Source organism: Pseudomonas sp. EggHat1 (assembly GCF_014892995.1).
GTDB lineage: Bacteria > Pseudomonadota > Gammaproteobacteria > Pseudomonadales > Pseudomonadaceae > Aquipseudomonas > Aquipseudomonas chaetocerotis.
Genome location: NZ_JACKQK010000002.1, coordinates 72,565 through 99,248 on the forward strand (window position 1 = coordinate 72,565; position 26,684 = coordinate 99,248).

Below are 26,684 nucleotides of genomic sequence, written 5' to 3' on the forward strand. Positions count from 1 at the left end.
CCGAGCTACCCGTGCAGGTGCGCAGTGCCTGCCACTTGGCGCTTCAGGGCATCAGCCCGATACGCCCGCGGTGATACACCGTAGCATTGCTTGAATACGCGCGAGAAATGCGCCGAGTCGGTGAAGCCCCATTTGTAGGCGATGGTGGTTATCGGTAACGCTTGGCTACCGGTATCGGCGAGCTCCCGAGCGCTACGCTCCAGGCGCTGACGCTGTATGTAGCGGCAGATGCTGTCGCCGTCGATCTCGAACTGGCGGTAGAGCTTGCGCACCGACACGTTCAGTTTCGCCGCCAGCTCGGTCGGTGTCGGCGCATTGGGCAGCGACTCGCTGATGATCTTCTCCGCCAGGCGGCGCAGGGGGCGGCCTGGTTCGAGCAACTGCTCGTCTTGGAAGGCAGGTGGCAGCAGGGCGATCAATGCGTTTTGCAGGGCGGAACCGTAGTGGTTCTGGGTGGCCGAGCTGAGTTCGCCATTGGCGATCTGCTGCAAGATGCCTTGTAGCAGGTGCCCGGTCGGGTTTTCCTGCTCCAGCTTGCCAAAGCGTCGAGCTGTCACCGGCAGCAGCGGGTCGACCATATCCCGGCACAGGTGTACCGACAGTTGGCGGATCAGCCCTTGCGGCTTCATCTCGAAGGCCTGCGCCGAATCGAGCAGGGCCATGTCGCCGGGGTGCAGCACGAATTCTCGGTCACCCTGGTCGATGGCCATCACCCCTTCGCGCTGCATCACCAGAAAATAGTAGCGATCATCGGCGCGGGCACTGTTACCGCGCTGGCGGTTGATGGCCAGGGCATTGGTACTGATGTCGGCGATCTCCAGACCGCCCAGGTCGATGCGCTCGATCTCGCCAACGAAGGTTGTGTCATGCCACGCTGGTCGGGTTTCAAAACGCCCACAAACGCTGTGAACACTATGGTTCCAGCGTTCGAAATCACGGGATGTATGCACGCTCATGAGGCAACCTCACTTTATTTTTTATGTTTTGGTGCGCTGTTTGTGTCGTTTCTGCACACTTGGCAAATAACGTGAATATTCAAGCATTTTTTGAGCCAGAAACCGCTATGTGATGTCGTATTGAGATCGGTGGCGGGTTCCGTGCGGGCGGTCGGATGCCGGCGCGTCCGCGCGTCAGTGAGCCGACTCGGGGCATGTGAGAATGGGGGCTGGGCGGGGGGAGGAACGGGCCGCAGGAAGGGCTGGCGGCCCGTTTGTGGTGGGTCAGTAGCGGATCATCACCGATTTGAGTTCGGTGTAGTCGTCGATGAAGGCGCTGCCGAATTCACGACCGGTGCCGGAGGCCTTGACGCCGCCGAAGGGCACCGAGGGGTCGAGGAAGGTGTGCATGTTGACGTATACCGTACCAGCCTCGATCTGCGGGATCAGTCGCAGCGCGCGGGACAGGTCGTTGGTCCAGATGCTGGCGGTGAGGCCGAACGGCGAGTCGTTGATCAGTGCCGGCAGCTCCTCGACCTCGTCGTAGGGCAACACGCAGAGGATCGGGCCGAAGGTTTCCTCGTGTAGCAGGCGATCCTGCGGCCCGTTGGCCAGCACCACGGTCGGCTCGACGAAGTAGCCGGCGCGGGCCAGCTGCTTGCCGCCACAGACTACCTTGCTCTCTTCGCGAGCCAGTTGCAGGAACTGTGAAACCTTGTCGAACTGCGGCTTGTTGGCCAGCGGGCCGAAGTTCACGCTTTCATCCAGCGGCGAGCCGATGTTCATGCCTTGCAGGGCCGCAGTGAACTTGGTGAGGGTCTCGTCGAGGCGCGAGCGGTGCACGTAGATGCGCTCCGGTGCGGCACAGACCTGGCCCTGGTGCACGTAGCCGGTCTGGATAAGGCCGGCCACCGCGCCGTCGATATCGGCGTCGGGCAGCAGCGCGGCAGCGTTCTTGCCGCCCAGCTCCAGGGTCACGCGGGTGAGGTTGGCGGCCATGGCGCTCTGGCCGACCTTGAGGCCGGTGGGCACCGAGCCGGTGAACGAGACCTTGGCCACCTGCGGATGTTCGATCAGGCTGGCGCCGACCTCGCCGGTGCCATTGACCACGTTGAATACGCCCGCCGGCACCCCAGCCTCGATGGCCAATTCGGCCAGGCGCAGCAGGGTCAGAGGGGTGAACTCGCTGGGTTTGAGCACCAGCGTGCAGCCGGTGGCTAGGGCTGCGGCGATCTTCCACACGGCGATCATCACCGAGAAATTCCACGGCACGATGCCGGCCACCACGCCCACTGGCTCGCGGCGGGTGAAGGCGGTGTACTGCTCGCCAGCCATGGAGGGGAACGACGGGCTCATGGTCTCGCCGTTGATCTTGGTCGTCCAGCCGGCGTAGTAGCGCAGGAAGATGGCGCTCTGGCCGACTTCGAACATGCGCGAGAGGTGGATGGACTTGCCCGAACAGAGGGTTTCCAGTTGCGCCAGTTCCTCGCCATTGGCTTCCATCAGGTCGGCCAGGCGGTTGAGGGCCACGCCGCGCTGGTAGGGCGAGGTTTGCGCCCATTCGTTCTTGAAGGTGCGGCGGGCGACGGCAACGGCTGACTCGACCTCGTCGGCAGTGGCGCAGGTGATCTGCGCGATCACTTCGCCGCTGGCCGGGTTGACGATGGGCAGGTGCTTGCCCGATGTACCGGCGCGGTATTGGCCGTCGATGAAATGGGCATGATTGCGCTGAAGGAACTCGCGCACCTGAGGCAGTAACTGGATTTCGCTCATGGAGGACTCCGGAGTGGGGCGGCACGAGGTTCTGCGCCTCTGTGGCCGGCTGGAGGTGCCCGGGCGCCAATGGGCCCGAGCCGGGAATATCTGGGCGCTATTCATAGCACCCGAGCAGAGTGGAAAAATTGATCATGGCGGACAGCTTGTTGTAGATGCCTGCCACTCTGGCGACGTCAGTGCCGGGCGGCCCTGACTCGCGCCCAGGCGTCGTCGAGTACCTGCTTCTGCCGAGGCGGCAGGCTTTCCAGCAGGTAGCTGCGGCGTCGCTGCTCAGTCGTCAGCACTTGCGCCGGATGCTCGGCGGCGAAGCTCTGCATGGCGGGCGCTGTGCTGGGCAGCGGAGGGTAGAAACGGGTGGCGCGGGCGTTACGAATGGCCACGGGTGGGTCGATGAGAAAGTCGATCAGGCGGTAGGCCAACTGTGGATTGGCGGCGTGGGTGGGGATCGCCAGGGTGTCGATGTAGATAGCCGCGCCTTCGTCTGGAATCTGGTAACGCAACTGCGTATTGCCTTCCATCGCACGTACCGCATGGCCGCTCCAGGTCATGGCCAGGCACAGGCGGCCAGCGATCAGCTCGTCGACGAAGGCCCAGTTATCCAGGGTACGCAGCAGCGGCGCGACCGCTTCTAGGCTGCGCAGCTGACGCACGATCTGCCGGTCGCTGCTGGCGGACAGGCGCCTGCCACGGTAGTTGAGCAGCAGCGAGCTGGTTTCTTCGGCAGCGTCCAGCAAACCCAGGCCACAGTCGCTCAGTTGCGCTGCCTGCTCGGGATCGAATAGTAGGCGCCAACTGTTGGGCAGTGCGCCGCTGTAATGCGCCTGGGCCTGCTGCGGGTTGACCACCAGGCCGATGGAGCCCCACAGATAAGGTACCGCATGACGGTTGGCAGCTGGGATGCCGGCCAGGGTAGACAGCAGCCAGGGATCAAGGCTGGCGTGATGGCGCAAACGGCCTGTATCCAGTGGCGCCAGGCGGCCCTCGGCAATCAGTTGTTCGAGCATGAAATGGCTTGGCATAACCAGGTCGTGATCGGTACCGGCGGCCAGCGCCGCGAGCAGTTCGCCCGAGGTGGTGAACGCCTGGTAATCCACGGTGATACCGGTCTGCGCGCGGAAGTCTTCGAGCACCTGCGGGTCGATGTAGTCCTTCCAGCCATAGACGCGCAGCACCTCCTCGGCATGGGTGGTGCTGGCAAGCAGGAGCAGCAAGGCGAACAGCCGCTTCATCGGAAGGCCTCCAGGTAGGACGAATGGCGAAGGGCATCGGGTTGGCCGATGAGCTCGTGTGCGCCATTCAATCGCCCTGCGCCGGGCGTCGCTTGATCCTGGCGGCCAAGTTCTTGTACTTGGCTGCCAGGTTCTCAACCCCTGAGGAAGCGCTGCGCCAACCCCAACTGCGACTCGGCCAACTGGTGCAGTGCCTGGCTGATCTCGTTGGTGCGCCCGGCCTGCTGACTGCTGCGTTCGGTAAAACCGGCGATCTCGGTGATCTGCTGGTTGATCTGCTCGGCTACCTGGCCCTGCTGCTCGATGGCGGCGGCCATCTGCAGGCTCATGCCGCTAATCTGCGCGACCTCGGCGCAGATACGTGTTAGTGCCTGGCGCGCCTGCTCGACGTCGGTGCTGGCGCGTACTGCCGCCTGCTCGCCGCGCTGGGCGGTGGCCAGGGCGGTGCCGCTGTCCTGGCGAAGGGTTTCGAGCGAGCGCTGAATCTCATGGGTCGATTCGCGGGTGCGCGAGGCTAGGCTGCGTACTTCGTCGGCGACCACCGCGAAGCCCCGTCCTGACTCGCCAGCGCGGGCGGCTTCGATCGCCGCATTGAGGGCCAGCAGGTTGGTCTGCTCGGCGATGCTCTGGATCACCTCGGCGACGCCGCCGATGGATTCGATGGCCACAGCCAGGCTGCCGACCGCCTGACCAATCTCGCCCACCGAGTGACGCATGGTCTGGGCCGAGCGCTGGCTGTCATCGGACAGACGTTCGCCATCGCGAGCCAGTTGGTCAGCGTTCTGTGCGGCCTGCGCGGTGTGCTGCAGGTTACGCGACAGCTCCTGGATGGTGGCGCTCATCTGGTTGATCGCGGCAGCGGTCTGCTCGGTCTCGCGCACCTGGCGATCCAGGTGCTCGACCGAGTTTTCCACCACATCGGCCGAGGTCTGCGCCTGCTGGCGCAGCACCACGCTATTGATGCAGATACGTGACATCACCGTGGTCATACGCGCGCGCTGGCTTTCCAGAGCCATGGCCAGCAGGCTGACCGGGCCGGGTTGCTGGGCGTGCAGTGGTGCCAGCAGCGAGTCGCTGAAGGCCTGGCCATGCTGGGCGAGGAGGGCGCGGATCAATTGACGCTGGCGCAGCGCTGGCTGCAGGCCGGCGAGCCCCAGCGCGAACAGCAGCGGCAGGCCCGCAGTGGCTGGTAAGTAAGCCAGCAGTGTCGCAAGCAGCGTGGCAAGCCCAAGCGCCAGTTGCAGACCGTGCCCTGCCAGCAGTGCGACGAGACGCTGACCCGCATTCCACGGCGCCTGGCCCCGTGCCAGACGCGTATAGAGGAACTCGGCACGGCGTGCCTGTGCCGGCTCGATGGGCTGGTATACGGTGCCCAGCGCCGCCAGCTTACCGTCGTCGAACAGTGGGACCACGTAGAGGTTGCGCCAGTCTTGGTCGCCCTGCCTGTGGCGGATCATCACCGGTGCCGTCCATGGCACGCCGGCACGTAGGGCGCGCCACATGCTGGCGACCACCGATGTCGGCATGCGTGGATGATTGATCAACTCGTGGGGTTTGCCGACCAACTCGTGCTCGGCGTACCCGCTCATGTTCAGGTAGGCGGCGTTGCAGGTGAGCATCACGCCCTGTGGATCGAGCCGGGAAATCGGCGGTTCCTCGAAAACCGTTGGTGTGTTGACGGCAGTTTGCATGGCACGACTCCTCGGCTGTGACCCGTTGTGGCCTGCCTATGCAGGCCGTGCGATTACCAGTCCATGCTCCGTTCGGCGCGCATCTTGCGCACCATGGCGTCATAGAACTTGGTGGCGAAACCGCTCTCGCGGATCAGCATCGCGGTGAGGTCGGAACATTTGGCCGCGATGCCTTCTTCCAATGGGTTGTCCTCGCCGCCCAGGGCACCGGCAGCGCATTGATTCTCGGCGGCGCGTTGCACCGTCCAGAGCAGGAAGAAGGTCTTCTCGATGCTGCTTTCGCCTACCGCGATGCCGTGGTTGCGCAGCACCAGCACATGCTTGTCGCCGAGGCTCTCGATCATTCGCGCCTTCTCGTCATCGAAGAGGGTGATGCCCTCGAAGGTGTGGTAGCCAATGCGGCCATAGAGCTGGGCGCCGTAGAAGTCGTCGTGGGTAAAACCGCGCTTCTTCTGCACCACGGCAGAGATCGGCGTGGTGTGGGTGTGGATCACGCACTGGATGTCGTCACGCGCACCGTGCACGGCGCTATGCAGGGCGAAGCCGGCGGGGTTGCCGTCGTAGGACGAGGCCTCCAGTTTCTTGCCGTGCAGGTCGACCTTGAGCAGGTTGCCCGGTGTGACTTCGCTGTAGTTCAGGCCGAAGGGGTTGACCAGGTAATGGTGGGCCGGGCCAGGCAGGCGCGCGGAAATGTGGTTGAAGATGGTCTCGGTCCAGCCGAACCAGTCCACCAGGTGGTAGCAGTAGGCGAGCTTGACGCGCAGCGCCCATTCTTCGTCGCTGCAATGGGCGGGTTTGCTGAAATCGGTCATGACGAAGTCTCGTATCAAGGTGTGGGGGAATGGACGTGACCGGGTGCGCTGCGGAAGCGCGCCAGGGCGAGGATGTCCTGAGTGGTGGGCATGGCCAGGCCCTGGTAGCCGGCCAGTTCTACGACCGCATCGCCGATGGCGGCGAGTTCAAGTGGGCGGCCCTGTTCATAGTCCTGCAGCATGGACGTGCGTACCGCGCCCATGCCGGCACCCAGCTCCATGAAGGTCTGCGGATCGAAGGCGATGCGTGCGCCGTAGGCGGCTGCCGTGAGCAGGGTTTCCTGAAGGATCTTGCCGACCACCGTTTTCAGCTCAGCCTGGCCGTACAGCTCTTCCAGGGTCGCGCCGGTCACCACTGACAGCGGGTTGGAGGTGATGTTGGCGATGATCTTGGTCCACAGCTGGTCGCGGATGCGCTCGGTAGCGCGTGCCTCGATGCCGCTGGCGGCGATCAGCGCGCGCACTCGTTCCAAGCGTTCGCTCATCTGTCCGTTCGGCTCGCCGAAGATCATCAGGTGCGGGTTGTTCGAGCGCACCACGCCGGGAGCGCTGCTTTCGGCAGTGATAAATACCACGCAGCCGAGCACGTGGCGCAGGTCGAGGCTGGCGCTGAGTGCGCCGTCAGGGTCGACCGCCTCGACGCGGCGACCGGCGAGGCGCCCTTCGTGGCCGTGGAAGTACCACCAGGGCACGCCGTTGACCACCGGCACCACCACGGTGTCGGGGCCGATCAGCGGTGCCAGTTCGGGCAGCAGGCCGACCAGGGCCGGCGCCTTGGTGCAGATGAATAGCAGATCCTGCTCACCGAGTTTGCGGCAGTCATCGCTGGCGCTGACCTGTACGCGGTGTTCGCCGTCCAGATCGGTCAGTTGGATGCCGCTGTAGCGCAGCGCGGCGAGCGTCTTGCCGCGCGCCAGCAGGCTGACCGGCTGGCCGCTTGCGACCAGGCGGGCGGCGAGGGTACAGCCGATGGCGCCGGCACCGGCGATACCGACGCGCAATGGCTTGGAATCAGGCATGCGTGTGTTTCCTTGCGAGCTGACGACGGCGCCCGCCAGGCGGGCGCCGTGGGTTCAGGTGGAGAGCATTTCCTGATGCTTGCTGGCCAGGCCCAGGTAGGCTTCGATCACGCGCGGGTCGTCTGCCAATTGGGCGGCTGGGCCCTGCATGGCGATCTGGCCGGTTTCCAGCACGTAGGCGTAGTCCGCCACGCGCAGGGCGGCGCGGGCGTTCTGCTCCACCAGCAGGATCGACACGCCCTGCTGGCGCAGAGTGGTGATGATGCGGAAGATCTCGCGGGTGATCAGCGGCGCCAGGCCCAGGCTCGGTTCGTCGAGCATCAGCAGCTTGGGTTTGGCCATCAGTGCGCGGCCGACGGCGAGCATCTGCCGTTCGCCGCCGGAGAGGGTGGCAGCGAGCTGCTCACGGCGTTCCCACAGGCGTGGGAACAGCTCATAGACTTCCTTGAGCGTCTGGCCGTGATCGCGCTGGCCGCTGCGATGGCGCTGGAAGGCGCCCAGCAGCAGGTTGTCGGCAACCGTCATACTGCTGAACAGCTCGCGTTTCTCCGGCACCAGGCCGAGGCCACGGGCGACCATCACCTCGACCTCCGGCACGGCTTCCAGGCTGCCATCGAAGGCGACCCGGCCGCGCGAGTCAAGCACGCCCATGATGGCCGAGAGCAGGGTGGTCTTGCCGGCGCCATTGGGGCCGATCACGGTGACAATCTGGCCCTGGCCGACGCGCAGGCTGGCGTTGGACAGCGCCTCCACCTTGCCGTAGGCGACGCTCAGGTCGCTGATGTCGAGAACGGGGTTGGCCACCTGGTTCTGCGTTTGCTGCAGGTTATGCATGGGCATGTTCATCACTCCGCTCCTCCGAGATAGGCTTCCAGCACGGCCGGATCCTTCTGCACATCGGCCGGCAGGCCGAAGGCGATGCGCTGGCCGAACTCCATCACCACCACGCGATCAACCAGGCCCATCACGAAGTCCATGTCGTGCTCGACCAACAGGATCGCCATACCTTCGCTACGCAGGCGGCTGAGCAACTGGCCGAGTGCTTCCTTCTCCTTGTGGCGCAGGCCGGCGGCCGGCTCGTCGAGCAGCAGCAGGCAGGGGTTGGCGCACAGCGCGCGGGCTATTTCTAGGATGCGTTGCTGGCCCAGCGCCAAGCTGCCGGCTTCCGCGTACAGGTAGTCGCCGAGGCCGACACGCTCGAGCTGGCGTCGAGCTTCGCCGAGCAGGCGTGCTTCCTCGGCGCGATCCAGACGCAGGGCAGCGGCGAGTACACCCTTGCTGCCGCGCAGGTGGGCGCCGAGGGCGACGTTCTCCAGCACGCTCATCTCCGGCAGCAGCTTGACGTGCTGGAAGGTGCGGCTCATGCCCATGCGCGCGATGCGCCGCGAGGGGGTGCCGTTGATGCGCTGGCCACGGAACAGCACTTCACCGGAAGTGGGCGTATCGACCCCGGAGAGCTGGTTGAACAGGGTGCTCTTGCCGGCGCCATTGGGGCCGATCAGGGCGAGAATTTCCCCGGCGTGTACCTCCAGGTTCATCTCGTTGTTGGCTACCAGGCCGCCGAAGCAACGGGTCACGTCGCGCGCTTCCAGCAGCACCTCGCCGACGACCGGCGCTTCGCGCTGCGGCAGCTCGCTGGCGTCGTCGATTGGGCGGGCGGTGCGGCGCGGCTTCCAGGCATCAGGCAGCAGGCGCGTCAGCAGTGGCCACAGGCCGCCCGGCGCGCGCTGCATCAGCAGCACGATGGCGATGCCGAAGACGATCACCTCGTAGTTGCCGGTATTGCCCAGCAATTGTGGCAGCAGATCCTGCAGCCACTGTTTGAGCATGGTCAGCACACCGGCGCCGAGCAGGGCGCCCCAGACGCTGGCCACGCCGCCGATCAGCGCCATGAACAGATACTCGATGCCCATGTGCAGGCCGAACGGCGTGGGGTTCACGAAGCGCTGGGTGTGCGCGTAGAGCCAGCCGGAGAGGGCGGCGAACAGCGCCGAGATGAGGAAGATCACCATCTTCGTGCGGAAGGTGTTCACGCCCATCGACTCGGCCATCAACTGGCCGCCCTTGAGCGCGCGTATGGCACGGCCTTCACGCGAGTCGAGAAGGTTTTGCGTGATGAGCATGGCGCACAGCAGGATCGCCCAGATCAGGTAATAGATCTTCTCGCCCTTGTCCAACGCCCAGCCGAACAGGGAAATGCTCGGCAGGCCGCTGACGCCAGTGTGTCCGCCGAGCGATTCCAGGGTGCCGAACAGGTAGTACAGCGACAGGCCCCAGGCGATGGTGCCTAGCGGCAGGTAGTGGCCGGACAGCTTCAGCGTCATGGCGCCGAGCACCAGGGCCACGATGGCGGTCAGGGCCAGGCCCACCAGCAGGGTCAGCCAGGGCGAAGCGCTAGCCCAGGCCAGCCAGGTTGGCAGGTCCTGCACGGTGGTCAGGTAGGCGCTGGTGTAGGCACCGAGGCCGACGAAGGCGGCCTGGCCGAAGCTGGTCATGCCGCCGACACCAGTGAGCAGTACCAGACCGAGCACCACCAGGGTGTACAGGCCGATGTAGTTGAGCAGGGTGACGTAGTAAGGCGGCAGCACCGCCGGCGCCACGGCCAGGACGGCGACCAGGGCGAGGATCAGGTAGCGCGGTTTCATTCATCGTCCTCCACATGACGGCTGGTGAGGGAACGCCAGAGCAGGAAGGGGATGATCAGGGTGAAGACGATGATCTCCTTGTAGGTGCTGGCCCAGAACATCGAGAACGCCTCGATCAGGCCCACGGCGAGGGCGCCCAAAGCGGCCGCCGGGTAACTCACCAGACCGCCGATGATGGCGCCGACGAAACCCTTGAGGCTGATGACGAAGCCGGAGTCGAAATACAGAGTGGTGATGGGGGCGATGAGGATGCCCGACAGCGCACCGATGAACGTGGCCAGGGCGAAGGTGGCCTTGCCCGCCAGGTTCGGCGAGATGCCCATCAACCGTGCGCCCATGCGATTCACCGCGGTGGCCCGCAGGGCCTTGCCATACAGGCTGCGTTCGAAGAACAGGAACAGGCTGATGATCAGCGCCAGGGACACGGCGATGACCCACAGGGTCTGGCTGTTGAAGGTCACCGGGCCGAGGGTCAGGCCTGCTTCGGAGAAGGGCTGGGTACGTGCGCCTTCGGGCCCGAACAGCAGCAGGGCGATACCGACCATGGCTACGTGCACGGCGATGGAGACGATCAACAGCACCAGTGCACTGGCCGAAGCCAGCGGCTGGAACACCAGGCGATAGAGCTGCGGGCCGAGCGGTACCACCAGCGCCAGAGTAAGCAGGGCCTGCAATGCCATGGGCAGCTCCGCCAGCGGCAGGCTGCGGATCAGGCCGACCATGGCCAGGGCATAGGCGAGCTTGAGCACGATGCGTTTTGGGAAGCGGAAACTGCGGCTGGCGCGAGTGGCGTCGTACAGATCCATGGCGCAGTCGGCCAGGGTCAGCGCCAGTAGCAGCCAGACCAGCGCGGTGGGCTGGCCGGCCTGCAGGGCGGCCATGGTCAGCGCACCGTAGGTGACGAACTCACCCAGCGGGATCAGCAGGATGCGCGTCACGGTGAAGACCAGCAGGATCGACAACGCCAGCAGCGCGTAGATAGCGCCGTTGGTGATGCCGTCCTGGCCGAGCAGCAGGGCAATCTGGAAATTCATATCGGAAACTCGTTTGCGGTATGGGCATGCGGGTTGGTGCGGCTCGGGCGTAGGGTGGATGACGCTTTTTTCATCCACCTGTCGGTACCGGGCCAGGCTCCATCCGGTGGACAGAAAAGCGCTGTCCACCCTACGGGGCTTGACTCCGCGATCAGTCGCGCTTGAGCAGCGTCCAGGTGCCGTTCTTCACCTGGATCAGCTCGCGACCACGCTCGTCGAAGCCGCTGTGATCCTCGGGACTCATGCTGTAGACGCCCTGGGTGGCGGCGAACTCGTGGGTCGCCTCCAGCGCATCGCGCAGGGCAGCGCGGAACTCGGGCGTGCCGGGTTGCGCCTTGGCGGCGGCAGCCGGAATCGCCTGTTGCAGCAGCAGCCCGGCGTCATAGGTGTTGGCGCCGAAGGTGGCCGGCTTGCTGCCGTTGAGCTTCTCGTAGGCCGTCACGTATTCCCCAGCGATGGCCTTGGACGGATGGCTGTCGGGCATCTGATCGAGCACCAGCATCAGGCTGGCGGCGAGGATGGTGCCTTCGACCTTCTTGCCGCCGAGCCGGAGGAAGTCCGGCAGCGCGGCGCCGTGGGTCTGGTACATCTGGCCACGGTAGCCCTGGTCGAACAGGGTGGTCTGCGGCAGAACCGCCGAGCTGCCCGGCGCGGCCACCAGCACGGCGTCGGGGCGCGAGGCGAGAATCTTCAGGCTCTGCCCGGTCACCGAGGTGTCCTGGCGCTGGAAGCGCTCGCTGGCCAGCATCTTGATGCCGTGTTCGGCGGCCAGTGTGCCCATCACCTTCGACCAGTTCTCGCCGTAGGGGTCGGCGGTGCCGATGAAGCCGAGCGTCTTCACGCCACGGGCGTTCATGTCCTCGACCAGGGCCTTGGCGATCAGGTCGTCGTTCTGCGTGGTCTTGAATACCCACTTCTTCTGCTCGGTCATCGGCAACACCACGGCGGCGGTACCGACCGGTGCCAGCAACGGCACGCCGGCCTCGGCGACGAACTGAATCACGCCCATGGCATTGGGCGAGCCGCTCGGGCCGATGATGGCGTCGACGTTTTCCTCGCTGATCAGCTTCTTCAGCGCCTTGACGGTGGCGGTGGGATCGCTGCCGTCATCCAGGGCGATGTACTTCACCTGCTGGTCGCCGGCCTGAGTGGGCAGCAGCGGGACGGAATTCTTCTGCGGTAGCCCGACCAGTGCGATGGGGCCGGTAGAGGAGGTGATGACACCCACCTTTACCTCGGCTTGTGCGAAGGAAGCGCAGACGGCGCTGAGGAGGAGGGTGGACACAGCTCGTTTGAAGTGCATGACGTACTCCGAGGGGTTGCAAGGCTATTTGGAGAGACAGAGCCCTGCCGGTTGGGAGGGTTTGTCGTCTTCTTGTTGTTCTGGCGCCTTTGGGCGCTGTCGGCGATTGACCCGTCCGACACAGGCTGTTTTGCACCTCCCGTGCCAGAACGGCGTGCACCGACCTGTCGCATGGCCCTGTTCGGTCGCGAACCGAACGCTTGGCTTGCCCTCCTGCGGCAGTGCCGAGGCGCTCCATCCGAGAGGGTGATGCAGATCACCTCATGGCTGATTTCATCGGGCCTGGACGTGCTTTTTCGTGAGCGGGAAATTACGGTTTTTTAGTGTTTTTTGTTGTTTAAAAATCGCATTTTTTGCCTTTAAAAACGCCGTTTAAATCGTGCAATTTTCGTGCGGTTATCGGCCATTTTTACTGTGCCGAAGAGATCGTTAAAAATCCTTGTGCGCGTTGAGAGTTAATCTCATATTAGTCTTAAATATATGTTTTTAAAGAATTTATATGTGATTTATACGTGAATGTTACAAGTTTATAGTGTTACCAAACTGCACGAGAATGGTGCTTGTGATGGTGAAAATGCACCGAATCTACACACTATTTTTAAGCGATAATTCAATTGACAATTCACGTAATTCTTCCGATTCTGAATTTACGCAAGCCGCTCCTCTGATACGGCTCGCTTTTCAATAGGAACGGCAGTGGTGAAGCAGATGGCAATAGTGGTCGAGAAGCTGAAGCTTGGTGGGCAAGGTCCGCGTGTGATGGTGAAAGACACCATCGATGTGGCGGGTCATCCCACCCGTGCTTCCAGTCGTGCTCTTGAGCATGCGCCGGATGCCGAGCGTCATGCCGATGTGGTTAAGGCGTTGCTCGATGCCGGTTGTCAGCTGGTTGGCAAGACCAGCCTGCATGAGTTGGCCTTTGGTACTACCGGACTCAATGCCTGGATCGGTACAGCGGAAAATCCGCGCTATCCCGGACGCATTCCAGGAGGCTCCTCAAGTGGTTCAGCTGCTGCCGTTGCTGCGGGCCTGTGTGATTTTTCCCTGGGTACCGACACCGGCGGTTCGGTGCGTATTCCTGCTGCCTGCTGTGGCGTGTTCGGCCTCAAACCCACCTACGGCCGGATCAGTCGTGCCGGAGTGATGCCGGTGCAGACCTCGCTGGATTGCGTCGGCCCCTTCGCGGCCGACATCGAGACACTGATCAGTGCGATGAAGGTCATCGACCCTTCCTTCAAGGCGCTGCCGGACGTGGCTGGCATCCGCATCGGGGTGGTGCCGGTGCAGGCCAACCACGAGGTGCAGGACACTCTGGGCGCCGTGCTTGAGGCTGCGGATTTTGAGCTGTGCGAGATGCCGCTGCCTGGTATGCCAGCTGCCTACGACGCGGGTCTGGCCGTGATCAACCGGGAAACCTGGAATGCCTGCGGACACCTTGTGGAAACCGGCCTGGTCGGCACTGATGTCGCCGCCCGGCTGCTGGCAGCGCGTGATACCCGTGACGCGGCCCTGGTTGACGCCGAGCGTTGTCGCGCCGCGTTCACTGCCGAGGTGGACGCCGCCCTGGCGCAATGCTCGATTCTCGCCCTACCGACCATGCCGGATTACCCGGCGCTCGTTGCAGATGCTGCCGACACCCGCGCGGCCATCGGCATGACCGCTTTCGTACGTCCCTTCAACCTGACTGGTCACCCGGCCTTGAGCATCCCTTTCGAGGGCGCCTCGAAGCTGCCGGTAGGACTACAACTGGTCGCTGCCAAAGGCGCGGACGAACTGCTTCTGGCAGTCGCCCGCGAATTATTGCAGCGCCTCGAACAATAACCATGTCCATCCTGGAGAAGCCCATGTCTTCCCTAAGCCAGCTGGATCACCAGCGCCTTGCCCCGATTACCGCAAATGAAGCCTTTCAGTCGCTGCTGGTCGATATTCGTGAGCGCGCCCAGCGTGAAGAGTTCGACCAGCAGAAATACATCTCCCATGACGTGATCCAGCGTTTCAAGGAGCTCGGTGTCTACCGTGCCCTGGTGCCTACGCGCTTCGGTGGCGATCAGCGCAGCCCCATGGAGTTTTGCGAGATGGTGGAGGAGATCTCCGCTGCCGACGGTTCTGCCGGCTGGGTGGCCAGCTTCGGCATGAATCCTGTGTACCTGGCAGCGCTACCCCTGGCAACGCTGGAGAAACTCTATGCCGATGGTCCGGACGTGGTGTTTGCCGGCGGTATTTTTCCTCCACAACCGGCCGATCTACATGAAGGCGGCTTCAAGGTCAGCGGACGCTGGCGTTTCTCCAGTGGCTGCAAGGGGGCCAGCCTGATCGGCGTCGGCATCAGCCCAAAGAATGGCGAGACTCTGGGGCTGCCGCGCCTGGCAGTGATGCCGAGCGAGAAGGTAACGATCGAGGAGACCTGGAATGTGGTGGGCCTGATCGGTACCGGCAGTCATGACGTGGTGATCGATGGCGTGGTAGTGCCCGACGAGTGGACATTCGTCCGTGGCGGCCCGTCCAACCTCGACGAGCCCATGTTCCGCTACCCGTCGTTGTCCTTCGCCACACAGGTGCTATCCGTGGTCGGCCTGGGCGTGGCCCGCGCTGCCCTGGACTATCTATCCGGCATGGCCAGCGGCCGCTTCTCAGTCACCGGTGCGCCAGCCCTGGCTGATCGCCCACTGGCGCAGATGCAGATGGCCAAAGCAGAAGCCGAACTGCGCGCCGCCCGCGCCTGGTTCTACGAAGCCATGGAAGACGCCTGGGACAGCGTGGTTGCCGGTACGCCGGCGAGCATAGAGCAGACCAACCTGCTGCGCTTGTCCTCGACCCATGCCACCCGTGTGGCGGCCGAAGTGGCACGCACCGCGCAGATGCTTTCAGGGATGACCGGTGTCTATCGCGACAACCCGTTGTCGCGCTTCGTCAACGACACCCTGGTGGTTACCCAGCACGCCTTCATGGGCGACATGACCTACCAGAATGCCGGTGCGATCTTCTTCGGCAACAAGCCACTGCCTGGCTACCTGTAATCGACAACTAACGATCGGTGAATGTGATGACTGAGAAAAAAGCCCTGCGCGTCCTGTTCTGCATGGGCATCAACCAGAACTTCTTCGACGCCCCGCGCGAAGAGCAACTGGAAGTCTGGGCTGCGTTCAGCTCCATGTGGAATGGCATCCACGACCTGCCTGGTGTGACGGTCTACGGCAACATGGATGACGACCAGAGCATGGTCGGGCCATCCAGCGGTTACCCCTGGACCACCTACCTGCTGGCCGACGTGCCGGATATCGAAACCGTCCACGCCGCTTGCAACCTGTTCCGCACCACCGCTGTGGGCACCGGCCCTTACAAGTTGTGGCGCTACTGCAAGGTGGAAGCGCGTACCGGTCGTGAACTGATCATCCAGCGGGCCTGAGCCATGAGCCAATCCCTCGAAGCCCGCCTGTACCAGCTGGAAAGCGAGCACGCCGTACGTTGCTGCATGAACCGCTACATGGTGCTGTGCGATGCACTCGATGCGCGCACCCCGCTGGACGAGTTGGCCGGGCTGTTCACCACCGACGCCGTCTGGGAGGGCAAGGGCGCCAGGTACGCCAAGAGCTTCGGCGGCTACCGGGGACGTGAGGCGATCCGCGCGATGTTCGCCGGCTACATGAGCGAGCCGGCGCACTTCGCCCTCAACGTGCACTTCCTCTGCTCGGAGCTGATCCGCGTGGAGGGTGACGAAGCCAGCGGCAGTTGGGTGATGTTGCAGACCTCAACCTTCGCCAGTGGCGCTTCGCATCTCAATGCGGCGCGCCTGACGGTGCGTTTCCGTGAAGAGGAGGGCGTCTGGCGCATGGCCCATTTCCAGACCGAGAACCTGTTCGGTCGTCCGGTCGAGGCATGGAACAGCGATGCCCACCTGCCCGTGCCGGGCAAGAACCAACAGACGTAGGGTGGGATTTGGCCCACCGCAGAAAGGCCAGACGTGGGCTGAGGCCCACCCTACGAAGAGAGCGCCAACCGAAACTTCGATTTTCGGACAAGGCGCGCAAAAGAAATTGTGAGTCGGCACGTGATGCCGAGGAGGAGTGATCGTGACCAACCTGATCGAAACCGTGAACCTGGCCGCCACCCCGGCCGACCTGGTGCTGCACGACCGCGTGCACACCTCCCTTTACACCGATGCGCGTCTGTTCGACGAAGAACTGGAGAAGGTGTTCTACAGCACCTGGGTGTGGGTGGCGCATGCCAGCGAGATTCCTGACAACGGTAGCTACAAGAGCACGTACATCGGCAAACAGCCGGTGATCGTGGTCCGCGACCGCAAGAAGGATGTGCACGTGCTGCTCAATCGCTGCCGTCACCGTGGCGCCACTGTGTGCGAGCACAAGAAGGGCAAGACCAACAGCTTCGTCTGCCCTTACCACGGCTGGAGTTACGCGCTCGATGGCAGCCTACGTGGCGTGCCGCACCCGGAGAGCTACGCCGACTGCCTGGACAAGGGTGAACTGCCGCTTGTGAGCCTGCGCGTCGAGCAATACAACGGCATGATCTTCGCCACCTTCAAGGACGACATCGAACCGTTGGAAGACTTCCTCGGCGCGGCCAAGAAGTGGATCGACCTGTTCATGAAACAGGGAGCTGGCTACGGAGTGAAAGTCTCCGGTGAGCATCGTTTCCGCTTCCCCGGCAACTGGAAAATCCAGCTGGAGAATACCACCGACGCCTACCACTTCCCGCTGGTGCACAAGTCGTTCCTGTCCTCGGTGGACGAGCAGACTCTGGAGCTGTTCGATTTCGTCAAAGGCCCCGGTTATGTCGAGGATCTCGGCAACGGCCACAGCGTGATGGTGATGATCCCCGATCTGGTGGATCTGGAAGCAGACCTCGACAAGCCGATCCCCGAGCGCTTCGAAACGCTGGCGCAGGAACTGCGTGACGAGGGCATCGACGAGCAGCAGGTGCGCCGCATCGTCCGCGCCGTCGGCGGTTCGGGCTTCAACCTCAACCTGTTCCCCAATGTCGCCTGCTCCATGGCGTTCTTCCGCGTGCTGCAGCCGGTCTCGGTAACAGAGACCGAGATCCACCACGCAGTGATCACCATGGACGGCGGCCCGGCCGTGGCCAACCGCTACCGCCTGCGCCTGCACGAGCACTTCCAGGGGCCGATGGGCTTCGGCACACCGGACGATTCCGAGGCCTGGGAGCGCGTACAGAAGGGCGCCCAGGCCGGCAGTGACCTGTGGATCATGCTCAACCGCGGTCTGCCCGGCGAGAAGCCAAGCGAAGACGGCCTGGTCAGCGACGTGAGCGCCGAGACCGGCATGCGCGCGGCTTACCAGCAGTGGAAAAAGATGATGTCGGCCTGAGTCTTTTCGCCCCTCTCGTCGCGATGAGAGGGGTCTGCTGCTCAGCTGCGTAACGCACTTATCTGAAGAGAACGAATATGAATATCGAGCTGCTCAACCACGTCAGTGCCTTTATCTGGCAGGAAGCGGACATGCTGGATCACGGCGAATTCGACGCCTGGCTCAACCTGTGGGCCGACAAGGGCACCTACATCATCCCTATCGATCCCAACGAGACCGACTTCGAGAACACCCTCAACTACGCCTACGACGATCACCACATGCGCCAGTTGCGCGTGCAGCGCCTGATCGGCGGCGAGTCCATTTCCACCAGCCCGCGTGCACGCACCGTGCGCAGCCTGTCGCGCTTTCGCGTGCTTGGCGAGGAAGACGACGTGGTCACCGTGCGCTGTGCGCAGAACCTGCGCGAGTTTCGCAAGGACGTGCTCAAACACTACACCGCCGACCTCACCTTCCAGCTCAAGCGTGACGGCGACAGCTTCAGGATCCAGCGCAAGCTGATCCAGTTGATCAACTCGACCGATACCCTCGCCGGTATCGGCTACATCCTGTGAGGGCCCGTCCATGAGCGGCTGCGCGTCGGCGATACAGCGCCATCAACGGCTTCGGAATGCTCATCTACAGCTCGTAGACTCCGCTTCCTCAGCCCTTTCTTCCTTGTCTCGCGCTAGCTCGCGCGCCCATGAACGGGCCCTCGGGGGTGAGGCATGACTCAGGTAGCCCTCGTCACCGGCGCCGCCCAGGGGCTCGGTCTGTCCATCGTCAGCCGCCTGTATGCAGCCGGTTATGCGGTGGTGATCACCGACCTGTCGCTCGACAGTGCCCAGGCCGCCGCCGACCGTCTCGACCCGAGCGGCCAGCGCAGCCTGGCGCTGCAGCTCGACGTCGCCAGCAAGGCCGACTTCGAGGCCGCGCTGACCGCTGTGCTGGCCCGCTGGGGCGAGCTGCACGTGGTGGTCAACAGCGCCGCAATGACGCGCACCACGCCGGTCATGCAGATCAGCCCCGAAGAGTTCGATCAGGTCATGAGCCTCAACACCCGCAGCATCTTCCTCGGCTGCCAGGTGTTCGGTGGGCACATGGCCGGCTCTGGCTACGGGCGGATCATCAACATGGCCTCACTGGCCGGGCAGAACGGAGGCACCGCTACGGGTGCGCACTACGCCGCCTCCAAGGGCGCCATCGTCACCCTGACCAAGATCTTCGCCAAGGAACTGGCCGGCGCCGGTGTGACGGTCAACGCCATCGCCCCCGGCCCCATCGAGTCGCCCGCCGTGCATGCGGCGGTGCCGCCGGAGCGCATGGCCGGCCTGCTCGCCAATATCCCGGTGAAGCGCCTCGGCGATGCCGACTTCCTTGGTGACCTGGTGGTGCAACTGGCGCGCCCGGAAGCCTACTTCACAACCGGGGCGACCTGGGACGTGAACGGCGGCCTGTTCATGCGTTGAATCCCGTTCGCTGTGGCCCTTCGGCTGCAGCGGACAAGCGAAAGAATGCCGCGCGTGCGAGCTGCGGACTGTAACGAACGAGAACAATCAGCACCCCGAAGGGTGCGGGAAGGTCGGTATGACTGAGCAAGTGTTGAACCTGGTGGTACGCAAGCGGCAGGAACAAGGCGAGGGCGTGGTGATCCTCGACCTCGCCGATCCGACGGGCAGCAATCTGCCGGCCTTCGAGGCCGGTGCCCATGTCGATATCCACCTCAAGCCCGGGCTGGTGCGCCAGTATTCCCTTTGCGGTGACCCGGCCAACGCCGCTGTATACCGCCTGGGTGTGCTGCGCGATCCGGCTTCGCGCGGTGGCTCGGTAGCGGTTCACGACCTGCTCACCGAAGGCTCCAGCGTCAGCGTCGGCACGCCGCGCAACCTGTTTCCTCTGGCCGCTGGCGCCAGCCGTTCGATCCTTATCGGAGGCGGCATCGGCGTCACCCCGATGATCGCCATGGCGCACCAGCTGACTGCCCAGGGCAGCCCGTTCGAGCTGCACTACTGCGGTCGCTCGCGTCAGCGCACAGCCTTCCTCGACGAACTGGCCAGCGCCGGTTTCGCTGCCAGTGTGCGCACTCACTTCGATGATGAAGGCGATGCGCAAAAGCTTGATCTGCCGGCTGTGCTCGGCCAGCCGGGCGCCGGTGTGCACGTCTATGTGTGTGGTCCGTCCGGTTTCATGGACTGGGTCATCGAGGGGGCGCGCCAGGCAGGCTACGACGAGGCACACATCCACCGCGAGTATTTCCAGGTGGAAGTCGACGCTAGTGGCGCCGGCTTCGAAGTGGTGGCCCAGCGCAGCGGCAAGACCGTTCAGGTCGCCGAAGGCCAGACCATCATCGACGCCCTCGCCACCGTCGGCATCAAGGTGGAGATCTCTTGTGAGCAGGGCGTTTGCGGTACCTGTTTGTGCGATGTGCTGGACGGCGAGCCGGATCATCGCGACGTCTACCTGACCGATGACGAGAAGGCCGCCAACGACCAGATTCTGGTCTGCTGTTCGCGCGCCAAGTCAAAAAAACTGGTGCTGGATATCTAAGAGGCGAGGGCAAGATCATGGTTGATACCACAGGTTTCCGTAACGCCATGGCGCTGCTGGGCGGCGCCGTTTCCGTGATTACCACCGACGGCGTTGCCGGACGCTGGGGCTTCACCGCCTCGGCCGTGTGCAGCGTTACCGACCAGCCGCCGACGCTGCTGGTGTGCATGAATCGCTCATCTTTCTCCAATGGCCACTTCAAGCAGAACGGTGTGCTCAGCGTGAACGTGCTGAGTGCCGAGCTGAAGGACATTTCCGGCGTCTTCGCCAGCCGCGACCTGGACTCCGAACAGCGTTTCGCCCAGGCCAGCTGGAGCACCCTGGAAAGCGGCGCGCCTCTGCTGGACGACGCCCTGGTCAATTTCGATTGCCGCATCGCGCAGGCGCATGAGGTGGGTTCGCACACCATCTTCTATTGCGAGGTACTGGGTATTCGTAACGGCAAGAACCAGGACGGTCTGGTGTATTTCAACCGTGCCTATCACCGTTTGGGCGAGCAGTCGCGCTCGGCCTGCTGAGGCGCCGTAGGTGGGTATTGGCCCTCCCGCCGTTTTGCCAGTGCACAGGGATTTCCGAAGTAACTTCGGAAATGACGGATGAAGTGTCATTTCATCCTGAAGCATGTAGTACCCGTTAATAAGAAATAACTGCCCGATATTCATGGGTAGAACCTTGCTACGACCTTTTTTGCAGTAAGTGGTTATAAAAACAACACTGCGGATTAACTGCCTTGTTTGAGTTGTCTGCTAATTAATCTGCTTCCACTCATTGTGCTTTGCACAAGTAACAAAGGATCAAAACAATGATTCAGAATAACTGGCTGGCCGGCAGCTTGGGCGCTGTTGGCCTAATGGGCATGTTCGCGTCTATTTCCGCGCAGGCGGACTTCTTCGATGATCGAAACGTCAGTCTCGGCTTGCGCAATTTCTATATCGATCGCGACTTCAAACAGCATGATGCGCCCAAATCGCGTATTGGCAGTTGGACTCAGGGTTTCGATTTTCGCGCCATCTCCGGATATACCGAAGGCACGCTGCAATTCGGACTCGACGTCTCGGCGCAATATGCCTATCGCCTGGATGGCGGTGGTGGTCGCGGCCCGGACACCATCATTCCCTATGATGACAGCAAGGGCGAGCAGGTGCGTGACTATGGCCGTGCCGCGCTGACGGCCAAGCTGCGTTATTCCAAGACCGAGCTGAAGGTGGGTGAGCACCGCCCGATGCTGCCGGTGGCCTTCTATGACGATTCGCGCCAGCTGATCACCACCTACCACGGCTTCATGCTGGAGTCGCGTGAAGTGGACAAGCTGACCCTTACTGCCGGCCGGTTTACCGAGATCAGCAGTCGTGAGTCGTCCAACCGCGAGAAGATGTACCTGTTCAACGGGCCGGATATCCAGCGCCGCAGCGATGGTCTGAACTTCGGCGGTGCCACCTACGCCTTCACTCCGTCGTTGTCTGCTACTTACTTCTACGGTCAGTTGGAAGACATCTACCAGCAGCAGTATCTCGGCGGTACCTACAACGCCGACCTGGGTAACGGCTTCGGGCTCAAGACTGACCTGCGCTACTTCGACAATCGTGAGGACGGCAAGGCACTCTACGGTGACATCGACAACCGCTCCTACGGCGCGATGACCACCCTGCGCAAGGGGGCCCACGCTGTCGGTGTCGGCTACCAGCGCATGCTTGGCGACAGTACCTTCCCCACCCTCAACGGCTACGCACCGCAGCCGTACCTGGTGAACTGGTCAACCGTCGCCTTCGTCAAGCCCAACGAGAGCTCCTGGCAACTGCGCTACGACCTGGACTTCGCCAGCTATGGCGTACCTGGGCTGAAGCTGATGACCCGCTACCTGCGCGGTACCGGTATCGACCGTGGCAGCAACGATCTGGATCAGAACGTGGAGAGTGAGCGCAACATCTTCCTCAGCTACGTGGTGCAGAGCGGTCCCCTCAAGGGCGTAGGTTTCGAGTGGCGCAACATCGACGTGAAGACCCGCTACGGCAATGGCGCGGCGTCGGGTGCTGACTACAAGGAGAACCGCCTGATCACCTCCTACACCTTCAAGTTCTGACCTGCGGCGGGGTCGGATGCAGATCCGGCTCCGCCTGCATTCAACGGTTGCGAGAAGACGATGCGACTCTACGAACTGATCACCTTCACCCTGCGCGTGCGCACCCCGGCCGAAGCACTGAAGCGCCTTCGTGAGACGCTCGCCGAGGTGCGCGATGGCTGCATGCTGATGGGCTGCTGGTCGTCCGAAATCGGCCCACTGAACCAGATCGCCGTGTTACGCGGTTTCCGTGACGAGACGGCGCGGCAGGCTGAGCGCGAGCGCTTCCTGCAGGCACCCGATGCCTTCGGTATCGAAGCCTTCATGCTCGACATGAAGGTGGAGAACTACACGCTTTTCCCCTTTCTCGAACCCCTGGCGCCCGGCCATCACGGGCCGTTCTACGAGCTGCGCGAATACAACCTGATTCCCTCCGGCCTGGCGCCTACCATGGCAGGCTGGGAGAAGGCCGTCAGCTCGCGTACCGGGGTAGGTTACTCAGCGGTCTATGCAGCGTTCTTCGCCACCGACGGGCGCACCCCGCGCTACCTGCACATCTGGCCGTACGCGACCCAGGAGCAACGCCTGGATGTGCGCGCCCGTGCCGTGGCGGACGGTGTCTGGCCGCCGGAGAACTCCGGGCCGCAACTGCGCGAGATGCATTCCACCCTCTATCTGCCGGCGGCGTTCTCGCCGTTGCAGTAGGCAGGAACTCTTTCATGCCCGTCTCCCTCCTTGCGGGCTTTTTTCTTCCTCCGCGCTTAGCGCTGGTGCGCGCGCGACAGCTCGTCGACCAGAGTCAGGCAGTGATCGAGCGCCGGCGAGGCGTCGCCGATACGCCGGCTGATGATGATCGGCGAGGTGGCCTGCGCATCCTGCAGCGGCGCGTAGTCGATGTCGGCGCGGTGCAGTACCTGCACCGAGGCCGGTACCAGGGTGATGCCGATGCCGGCGGCGACCAGGCCGATGGCTGTCTGCAGCTCGTTGGTCCACTGCGCCACGCGAATCTGCAGGCCATGCGTGGCAAACAGCGTCAGCACATGGTCGGCGTAGCTCGGGCGTGGGTTGCCCGGGTACAGCACGAACGGCTCGCGGGCCAGCTCGGCCAGGCTCACCGGTCCCGGCAGCAGCGGATGCCCGGCGGGCAGCGCGGCGACCAGGGGGTCGAGCCTCAGCACCTGCTGGGAGATGGCCGCATCGTTGATGTGGATACGGCCGAAGCCGACGTCGATACGCCCGGCCTTGAGTGCTTCCACCTGTTGCAGCGTGGTCATTTCCGACAGCCCCAGTTCCAGGCCGGCGTCACTGCGCAGACGGCGAATCAGTTCCGGCAGCACGCCGTAGAGGGTGGACGGGGCGAAGCCGATACCGAGCCAGGCCTTCTCGCCCGAACCGATGCGCCGGGTGCTATCGCAGACCTTGGCCAGTTGCTCGAGCAGGGCATTGGAGTGCTCGTGAAAGAAGCGCCCGGCTTCGGTCAGGCGCAGCGGCCGGCCGCGTTCGAGCAGGGCCACACCGAGTTCGTCCTCGAGCTGCTGGATTTGCCGGCTCAGTGGTGGCTGGGCGATGTGCAGGCGCTCGGCGGCGCGGGTGAAGTTGAGGGTTTCGGCGAGCGCCTGGAAATAGCGCAGGTGGCGAAGCTCCATGGGCGACTGTCCTCTGAGGTTGACGATACCTTCAGGGTATTGTTGCAGACAAAATCAATATTGGAACCTCTCAAAAGGCAGGATCAATATCAGTCCATAGATATGAGCAACCTGATGGGTATTGAAATGAGCCACGCCGCGATCGAGTCGCTCGAAGCGATCATCGTTGACCTGCCGACCATCCGCCCGCACAAGCTGGCGATGCACACCATGCAGAACCAGACCCTGGTGATCCTGCGCCTGCGCTGCGCCGACGGTATCGAGGGCATCGGTGAGGCCACCACCATCGGTGGCCTGTCCTATGGCAACGAGAGCCCGGACAGCATCAAGGTCAACCTGGATCGTCACTTCGCGCCACTGCTGATCGGCCAGGACGCCAGCAATATCAACGCCTGCATGCAGCGCATCGACCGCGTGGTGAAGGGCAACACCTTCGCCCGCTCGGCCGTGGAAACCGCGCTGCTCGATGCCCAGGGCAAGCGCCTCGGCCTGCCAGTCAGCGAGATCCTCGGCGGCCGCGTGCGCGACAGCCTGGAAGTGGCCTGGACCCTGGCCAGCGGCGACACCGGCAAGGACATCGCCGAAGGCGAACAGATGCTCGAAGCCCGTCGCCACCGCATCTTCAAACTGAAGATCGGCGCCGGTGAGGTGAGCAAGGACCTGGCCCACGTCATCGCCATCAAACAGGCCCTCGGTGAGCGCGCCAGCGTGCGTGTCGACGTCAACCAGGCCTGGGACGAGGCGGTGGCCCTGCGTGCCTGTCGCATACTCGGCGACAACGGCATCGACCTGATCGAGCAGCCGATCTCGCGTCACAACCGCGGTGGCCAGGTGCGCCTGAACCAGTCCAGCCCGGCGCCAATCATGGCCGACGAATCCATCGAATGCGTGGAGGACGCCTTCAACCTTGCACGTGACGGTGCTGCCCCGGTGTTCGCCCTGAAGATCGCCAAGAACGGTGGCCCGCGCGCCGTGCTGCGTACTGCCAGCATCGCCGAGGCAGCCGGCATCGGCCTGTACGGCGGCACCATGCTCGAGGGCAGCGTCGGCACCCTGGCTTCGGCCCATGCGTTCATCACCCTGAACAAACTGGCCTGGGATACCGAACTGTTCGGTCCGCTGTTGCTGACCGAAGACATCGTCACCGAGGCGCCGCTGTACCGCGACTTCCACCTGCACGTGCCGCGCTTGCCCGGCATTGGCCTGACCCTCGACGAGGAGCGCCTGGCGCGCTTCCGCCGTTCCTAACCCTGCGCGAAGGAGGAGAGATCTCATGCTGTTCCACGTGAAGATGACCGTGAAGTTGCCGGTCGACATGGACCCCGCTCAGGCGGCCAAGCTCAAGGCCGACGAGAAAGAACTGGCGCAGCGCCTGCAGCGCGAGGGCAAATGGCGCCACCTGTGGCGCATCGCCGGCCACTATGCCAACTACAGCGTGTTCGACCTGGCCAGCGTCGAGGAACTGCACGATACCCTCATGCAGTTGCCGCTGTTTCCCTACATGGAGATCGAGGTGAACGGCCTGTGTCGTCACCCGTCTTCGATCCACCAGGACGATCGCTGATCAATCTTCCAGTCGATAAAAACAAGATGAGGAAATAATCATGAGCATCAAACTGTCGCATACCGAAAGCGTCCAGAACTTCTTCAAGGAAGTCAGCGGCCTGACCAACGATCAGGGCAGCCCGCGTATGAAGGCGCTGATCAATCGCATCCTGCAGGACAGCATCCGCATCATCGAGGACATGGAGGTCACCACCGAAGAGTTCTGGAAGGCGGTGGACTACCTCAACCGCATGGGTGCTCGCAGCGAAGCCGGCCTGTTGGTCGCCGGTCTGGGTCTGGAGCACTACCTGGATCTGCTGCTCGATGCCAAGGACGAGGCGGCCGGTCTCACTGGTGGCACCCCGCGCACCATCGAAGGCCCGCTGTACGTGGCCGGTGCGCCGATGACCGAAGGCGAAGCACGGATGGACGACGGCACCGACCCGGGTACGCCGATGTACCTGCATGGCCGCGTGGTCGATAGCCACGGCAAGCCGGTTGCTGGCGCCATCGTCGATGTCTGGCATGCCAATACCAAAGGGACCTATTCCTACTTCGATTCGAGCCAGAGCGATTACAACCTGCGTCGACGCATCGTCACCGATGCCGATGGCAGCTACCGCGCGCGCAGTATCGTGCCGTCCGGTTACGGCTGCCCACCCGAAGGCACCACGCAGGAGCTGCTCAACCAGCTTGGTCGCCACGGCAACCGCCCAGCGCACATCCACTTCTTCATCTCCGCACCTGGCTATCGTCACCTGACCACGCAGATCAACCTGGCGGGCGACGAGTACCTGTGGGACGACTTCGCCTACGCCACCCGCGAAGGCCTGATCGGCGACGTGACCTTCGTCGAGGGTGAAGCCGCTGCACGCGACCGTGGCTTTCAGGGCAATCGCTTCGCTGAAGTGAACTTCGACTTCCAGCTGCAGAGTGCACCCGTAGCGGATGCCGAACAGCGCAACGCGCGCCCCCGTGCCTTGCAGTAAGACCGGGTCGCCAACCACCCCGATTAATAGCCGGCCTTGGTGCCGGCTTTTTTTATTCCGTCTCACCCTAGGGACGGGGCGAGGAATCGGGCTGGGAGCCTGGCGGGCTTTGCGGCATGATCGCAGCATG

At 63.4% G+C, this 26,684-nt stretch carries 25 protein-coding genes; 14 read left to right on the forward strand and 11 right to left on the reverse strand.

The window, feature by feature from the left end; translation table 11 throughout:
- Positions 1–5 precede the first annotated feature (5 nt).
- The 10 genes from feaR to INS93_RS04620 all read right to left on the reverse strand — a co-directional run bounded on the left by feaR (position 6) and on the right by INS93_RS04620 (position 12,444).
- Complete coding sequence (gene feaR / locus INS93_RS04575; protein ID WP_192980467.1) at positions 6–956, reverse strand: transcriptional regulator FeaR; 951 nt, start codon at positions 954–956, stop codon at positions 6–8.
- Positions 957–1,220: 264 nt separating this feature from the next.
- Entirely contained in the window at positions 1,221–2,708 is a 1,488-nt protein-coding gene (locus tag INS93_RS04580; protein WP_192980468.1) for an aldehyde dehydrogenase family protein, read from the reverse strand.
- Between the two features lie 176 nt (positions 2,709–2,884).
- Entirely contained in the window at positions 2,885–3,940 is a 1,056-nt protein-coding gene (locus INS93_RS04585) for an extracellular solute-binding protein (protein WP_192980469.1), read from the reverse strand.
- A gap of 134 nt (positions 3,941–4,074) precedes the next feature.
- Positions 4,075–5,631 (reverse strand): PAS domain-containing methyl-accepting chemotaxis protein, encoded by a 1,557-nt coding sequence (locus INS93_RS04590; protein WP_192980470.1) that lies wholly within the window; start codon positions 5,629–5,631, stop codon positions 4,075–4,077.
- A 53-nt stretch (positions 5,632–5,684) separates the two neighbouring features.
- A complete protein-coding gene (locus tag INS93_RS04595) occupies positions 5,685–6,443 on the reverse strand; it encodes a class II aldolase/adducin family protein (protein ID WP_192980471.1) in 759 nt (252 codons plus the stop codon).
- Positions 6,444–6,457: 14 nt separating this feature from the next.
- Positions 6,458–7,462, reverse strand: a complete 1,005-nt coding sequence (locus INS93_RS04600) for a ketopantoate reductase family protein (protein WP_192980472.1) — start codon at positions 7,460–7,462, stop codon at positions 6,458–6,460.
- A 54-nt stretch (positions 7,463–7,516) separates the two neighbouring features.
- The gene (locus tag INS93_RS04605; protein ID WP_192980473.1) at positions 7,517–8,308 is read right to left on the reverse strand and encodes an ABC transporter ATP-binding protein; all 792 of its coding nucleotides are present in this window, start codon (positions 8,306–8,308) and stop codon (positions 7,517–7,519) included.
- Positions 8,308–10,107 (reverse strand): ABC transporter permease subunit, encoded by a 1,800-nt coding sequence (locus INS93_RS04610; protein WP_192980474.1) that lies wholly within the window; start codon positions 10,105–10,107, stop codon positions 8,308–8,310. The genes INS93_RS04605 and INS93_RS04610 overlap by 1 nt, the downstream gene beginning before the upstream one ends.
- Positions 10,104–11,141: a branched-chain amino acid ABC transporter permease gene (locus tag INS93_RS04615; RefSeq protein WP_192980475.1), complete on the reverse strand. Its 1,038-nt coding sequence runs from the start codon at positions 11,139–11,141 to the stop codon at positions 10,104–10,106. The genes INS93_RS04610 and INS93_RS04615 overlap by 4 nt, the downstream gene beginning before the upstream one ends.
- Before the next feature lie 151 nt (positions 11,142–11,292).
- Positions 11,293–12,444, reverse strand: a complete 1,152-nt coding sequence (locus tag INS93_RS04620) for an ABC transporter substrate-binding protein (protein WP_192980476.1) — start codon at positions 12,442–12,444, stop codon at positions 11,293–11,295.
- Between the two features lie 708 nt (positions 12,445–13,152).
- On the opposite strand from INS93_RS04620, the gene INS93_RS04625 reads away from it, so the two are divergent.
- The 11 genes from INS93_RS04625 (at position 13,153) to INS93_RS04675 (ending at position 23,079) form a co-directional block, all read left to right on the forward strand.
- The gene (locus INS93_RS04625; RefSeq protein ID WP_192980705.1) at positions 13,153–14,265 is read left to right on the forward strand and encodes an amidase; all 1,113 of its coding nucleotides are present in this window, start codon (positions 13,153–13,155) and stop codon (positions 14,263–14,265) included.
- Positions 14,266–14,288: 23 nt separating this feature from the next.
- Positions 14,289–15,461, forward strand: coding sequence for an acyl-CoA dehydrogenase family protein (locus INS93_RS04630; RefSeq protein ID WP_192980477.1), 1,173 nt, complete (start codon positions 14,289–14,291; stop codon positions 15,459–15,461).
- Positions 15,462–15,487: 26 nt separating this feature from the next.
- Positions 15,488–15,850 (forward strand): IacB protein, encoded by a 363-nt coding sequence (locus tag INS93_RS04635; protein ID WP_192980478.1) that lies wholly within the window; start codon positions 15,488–15,490, stop codon positions 15,848–15,850.
- A 3-nt stretch (positions 15,851–15,853) separates the two neighbouring features.
- Positions 15,854–16,372: a nuclear transport factor 2 family protein gene (locus INS93_RS04640; protein WP_192980479.1), complete on the forward strand. Its 519-nt coding sequence runs from the start codon at positions 15,854–15,856 to the stop codon at positions 16,370–16,372.
- A gap of 142 nt (positions 16,373–16,514) precedes the next feature.
- Positions 16,515–17,789 (forward strand): aromatic ring-hydroxylating oxygenase subunit alpha, encoded by a 1,275-nt coding sequence (locus INS93_RS04645; RefSeq protein ID WP_160017025.1) that lies wholly within the window; start codon positions 16,515–16,517, stop codon positions 17,787–17,789.
- Between the two features lie 77 nt (positions 17,790–17,866).
- A complete protein-coding gene (locus INS93_RS04650) occupies positions 17,867–18,343 on the forward strand; it encodes an aromatic-ring-hydroxylating dioxygenase subunit beta (protein WP_160017026.1) in 477 nt (158 codons plus the stop codon).
- A 153-nt stretch (positions 18,344–18,496) separates the two neighbouring features.
- Positions 18,497–19,237 (forward strand): SDR family NAD(P)-dependent oxidoreductase, encoded by a 741-nt coding sequence (locus INS93_RS04655; protein WP_192980480.1) that lies wholly within the window; start codon positions 18,497–18,499, stop codon positions 19,235–19,237.
- Between the two features lie 118 nt (positions 19,238–19,355).
- Positions 19,356–20,315 (forward strand): PDR/VanB family oxidoreductase, encoded by a 960-nt coding sequence (locus tag INS93_RS04660; RefSeq protein WP_192980481.1) that lies wholly within the window; start codon positions 19,356–19,358, stop codon positions 20,313–20,315.
- A 17-nt stretch (positions 20,316–20,332) separates the two neighbouring features.
- Positions 20,333–20,833 (forward strand): flavin reductase, encoded by a 501-nt coding sequence (locus INS93_RS04665; protein ID WP_160017029.1) that lies wholly within the window; start codon positions 20,333–20,335, stop codon positions 20,831–20,833.
- Positions 20,834–21,117: 284 nt separating this feature from the next.
- On the forward strand, positions 21,118–22,395 hold the full coding sequence (locus tag INS93_RS04670) for an OprD family porin (protein WP_192980482.1): 1,278 nt from the start codon (positions 21,118–21,120) through the stop codon (positions 22,393–22,395).
- A gap of 60 nt (positions 22,396–22,455) precedes the next feature.
- Positions 22,456–23,079 carry an NIPSNAP family protein gene (locus INS93_RS04675; RefSeq protein WP_192980483.1) on the forward strand — a complete coding sequence of 208 codons (624 nt, stop codon included), beginning with the start codon at positions 22,456–22,458 and terminating at the stop codon, positions 23,077–23,079.
- A gap of 56 nt (positions 23,080–23,135) precedes the next feature.
- Here INS93_RS04675 and INS93_RS04680 read toward each other — a convergent pair whose 3' ends face one another.
- The gene (locus tag INS93_RS04680; RefSeq protein ID WP_160017032.1) at positions 23,136–24,020 is read right to left on the reverse strand and encodes a LysR family transcriptional regulator; all 885 of its coding nucleotides are present in this window, start codon (positions 24,018–24,020) and stop codon (positions 23,136–23,138) included.
- A 126-nt stretch (positions 24,021–24,146) separates the two neighbouring features.
- Here INS93_RS04680 and INS93_RS04685 point away from each other — a divergent pair, with 126 nt between their 5' ends.
- From INS93_RS04685 to catA, 3 genes are read left to right on the forward strand one after another with little or no spacing between them, the layout of a single operon-like run.
- Positions 24,147–25,268: a muconate cycloisomerase family protein gene (locus INS93_RS04685; RefSeq protein WP_192980484.1), complete on the forward strand. Its 1,122-nt coding sequence runs from the start codon at positions 24,147–24,149 to the stop codon at positions 25,266–25,268.
- A gap of 25 nt (positions 25,269–25,293) precedes the next feature.
- Positions 25,294–25,584 (forward strand): muconolactone Delta-isomerase, encoded by a 291-nt coding sequence (gene catC, locus INS93_RS04690; RefSeq protein ID WP_037000634.1) that lies wholly within the window; start codon positions 25,294–25,296, stop codon positions 25,582–25,584.
- A 40-nt stretch (positions 25,585–25,624) separates the two neighbouring features.
- A complete protein-coding gene (gene catA, locus INS93_RS04695) occupies positions 25,625–26,554 on the forward strand; it encodes a catechol 1,2-dioxygenase (RefSeq protein WP_192980485.1) in 930 nt (309 codons plus the stop codon).
- The last annotated feature ends 130 nt before the right edge of the window (positions 26,555–26,684 follow it).

What these genes read in the sequence shown, in the direction of transcription:
- INS93_RS04595 (WP_192980471.1), bottom strand. Translation starts at nt 6,443, where the DNA reads ATGACCGATTTCAGCAAACCCGCCCATTGCAGCGACGAAGAATGGGCG.
- feaR (WP_192980467.1), bottom strand. Translation starts at nt 956, where the DNA reads ATGAGCGTGCATACATCCCGTGATTTCGAACGCTGGAACCATAGTGTT.
- INS93_RS04660 (WP_192980481.1), top strand. Translation starts at nt 19,356, where the DNA reads ATGACTGAGCAAGTGTTGAACCTGGTGGTACGCAAGCGGCAGGAACAA.
- INS93_RS04615 (WP_192980475.1), bottom strand. Translation starts at nt 11,141, where the DNA reads ATGAATTTCCAGATTGCCCTGCTGCTCGGCCAGGACGGCATCACCAAC.
- catA (WP_192980485.1), top strand. Translation starts at nt 25,625, where the DNA reads ATGAGCATCAAACTGTCGCATACCGAAAGCGTCCAGAACTTCTTCAAG.
- INS93_RS04625 (WP_192980705.1), top strand. Translation starts at nt 13,153, where the DNA reads ATGGCAATAGTGGTCGAGAAGCTGAAGCTTGGTGGGCAAGGTCCGCGT.
- INS93_RS04590 (WP_192980470.1), bottom strand. Translation starts at nt 5,631, where the DNA reads ATGCAAACTGCCGTCAACACACCAACGGTTTTCGAGGAACCGCCGATT.
- INS93_RS04635 (WP_192980478.1), top strand. Translation starts at nt 15,488, where the DNA reads ATGACTGAGAAAAAAGCCCTGCGCGTCCTGTTCTGCATGGGCATCAAC.
- INS93_RS04600 (WP_192980472.1), bottom strand. Translation starts at nt 7,462, where the DNA reads ATGCCTGATTCCAAGCCATTGCGCGTCGGTATCGCCGGTGCCGGCGCC.
- INS93_RS04665 (WP_160017029.1), top strand. Translation starts at nt 20,333, where the DNA reads ATGGTTGATACCACAGGTTTCCGTAACGCCATGGCGCTGCTGGGCGGC.
- INS93_RS04620 (WP_192980476.1), bottom strand. Translation starts at nt 12,444, where the DNA reads ATGCACTTCAAACGAGCTGTGTCCACCCTCCTCCTCAGCGCCGTCTGC.
- catC (WP_037000634.1), top strand. Translation starts at nt 25,294, where the DNA reads ATGCTGTTCCACGTGAAGATGACCGTGAAGTTGCCGGTCGACATGGAC.
- INS93_RS04675 (WP_192980483.1), top strand. Translation starts at nt 22,456, where the DNA reads ATGCGACTCTACGAACTGATCACCTTCACCCTGCGCGTGCGCACCCCG.
- INS93_RS04650 (WP_160017026.1), top strand. Translation starts at nt 17,867, where the DNA reads ATGAATATCGAGCTGCTCAACCACGTCAGTGCCTTTATCTGGCAGGAA.
- INS93_RS04630 (WP_192980477.1), top strand. Translation starts at nt 14,289, where the DNA reads ATGTCTTCCCTAAGCCAGCTGGATCACCAGCGCCTTGCCCCGATTACC.
- INS93_RS04655 (WP_192980480.1), top strand. Translation starts at nt 18,497, where the DNA reads ATGACTCAGGTAGCCCTCGTCACCGGCGCCGCCCAGGGGCTCGGTCTG.
- INS93_RS04680 (WP_160017032.1), bottom strand. Translation starts at nt 24,020, where the DNA reads ATGGAGCTTCGCCACCTGCGCTATTTCCAGGCGCTCGCCGAAACCCTC.
- INS93_RS04670 (WP_192980482.1), top strand. Translation starts at nt 21,118, where the DNA reads ATGATTCAGAATAACTGGCTGGCCGGCAGCTTGGGCGCTGTTGGCCTA.
- INS93_RS04585 (WP_192980469.1), bottom strand. Translation starts at nt 3,940, where the DNA reads ATGAAGCGGCTGTTCGCCTTGCTGCTCCTGCTTGCCAGCACCACCCAT.
- INS93_RS04640 (WP_192980479.1), top strand. Translation starts at nt 15,854, where the DNA reads ATGAGCCAATCCCTCGAAGCCCGCCTGTACCAGCTGGAAAGCGAGCAC.
- INS93_RS04605 (WP_192980473.1), bottom strand. Translation starts at nt 8,308, where the DNA reads ATGAACATGCCCATGCATAACCTGCAGCAAACGCAGAACCAGGTGGCC.
- INS93_RS04685 (WP_192980484.1), top strand. Translation starts at nt 24,147, where the DNA reads ATGAGCCACGCCGCGATCGAGTCGCTCGAAGCGATCATCGTTGACCTG.
- INS93_RS04610 (WP_192980474.1), bottom strand. Translation starts at nt 10,107, where the DNA reads ATGAAACCGCGCTACCTGATCCTCGCCCTGGTCGCCGTCCTGGCCGTG.
- INS93_RS04580 (WP_192980468.1), bottom strand. Translation starts at nt 2,708, where the DNA reads ATGAGCGAAATCCAGTTACTGCCTCAGGTGCGCGAGTTCCTTCAGCGC.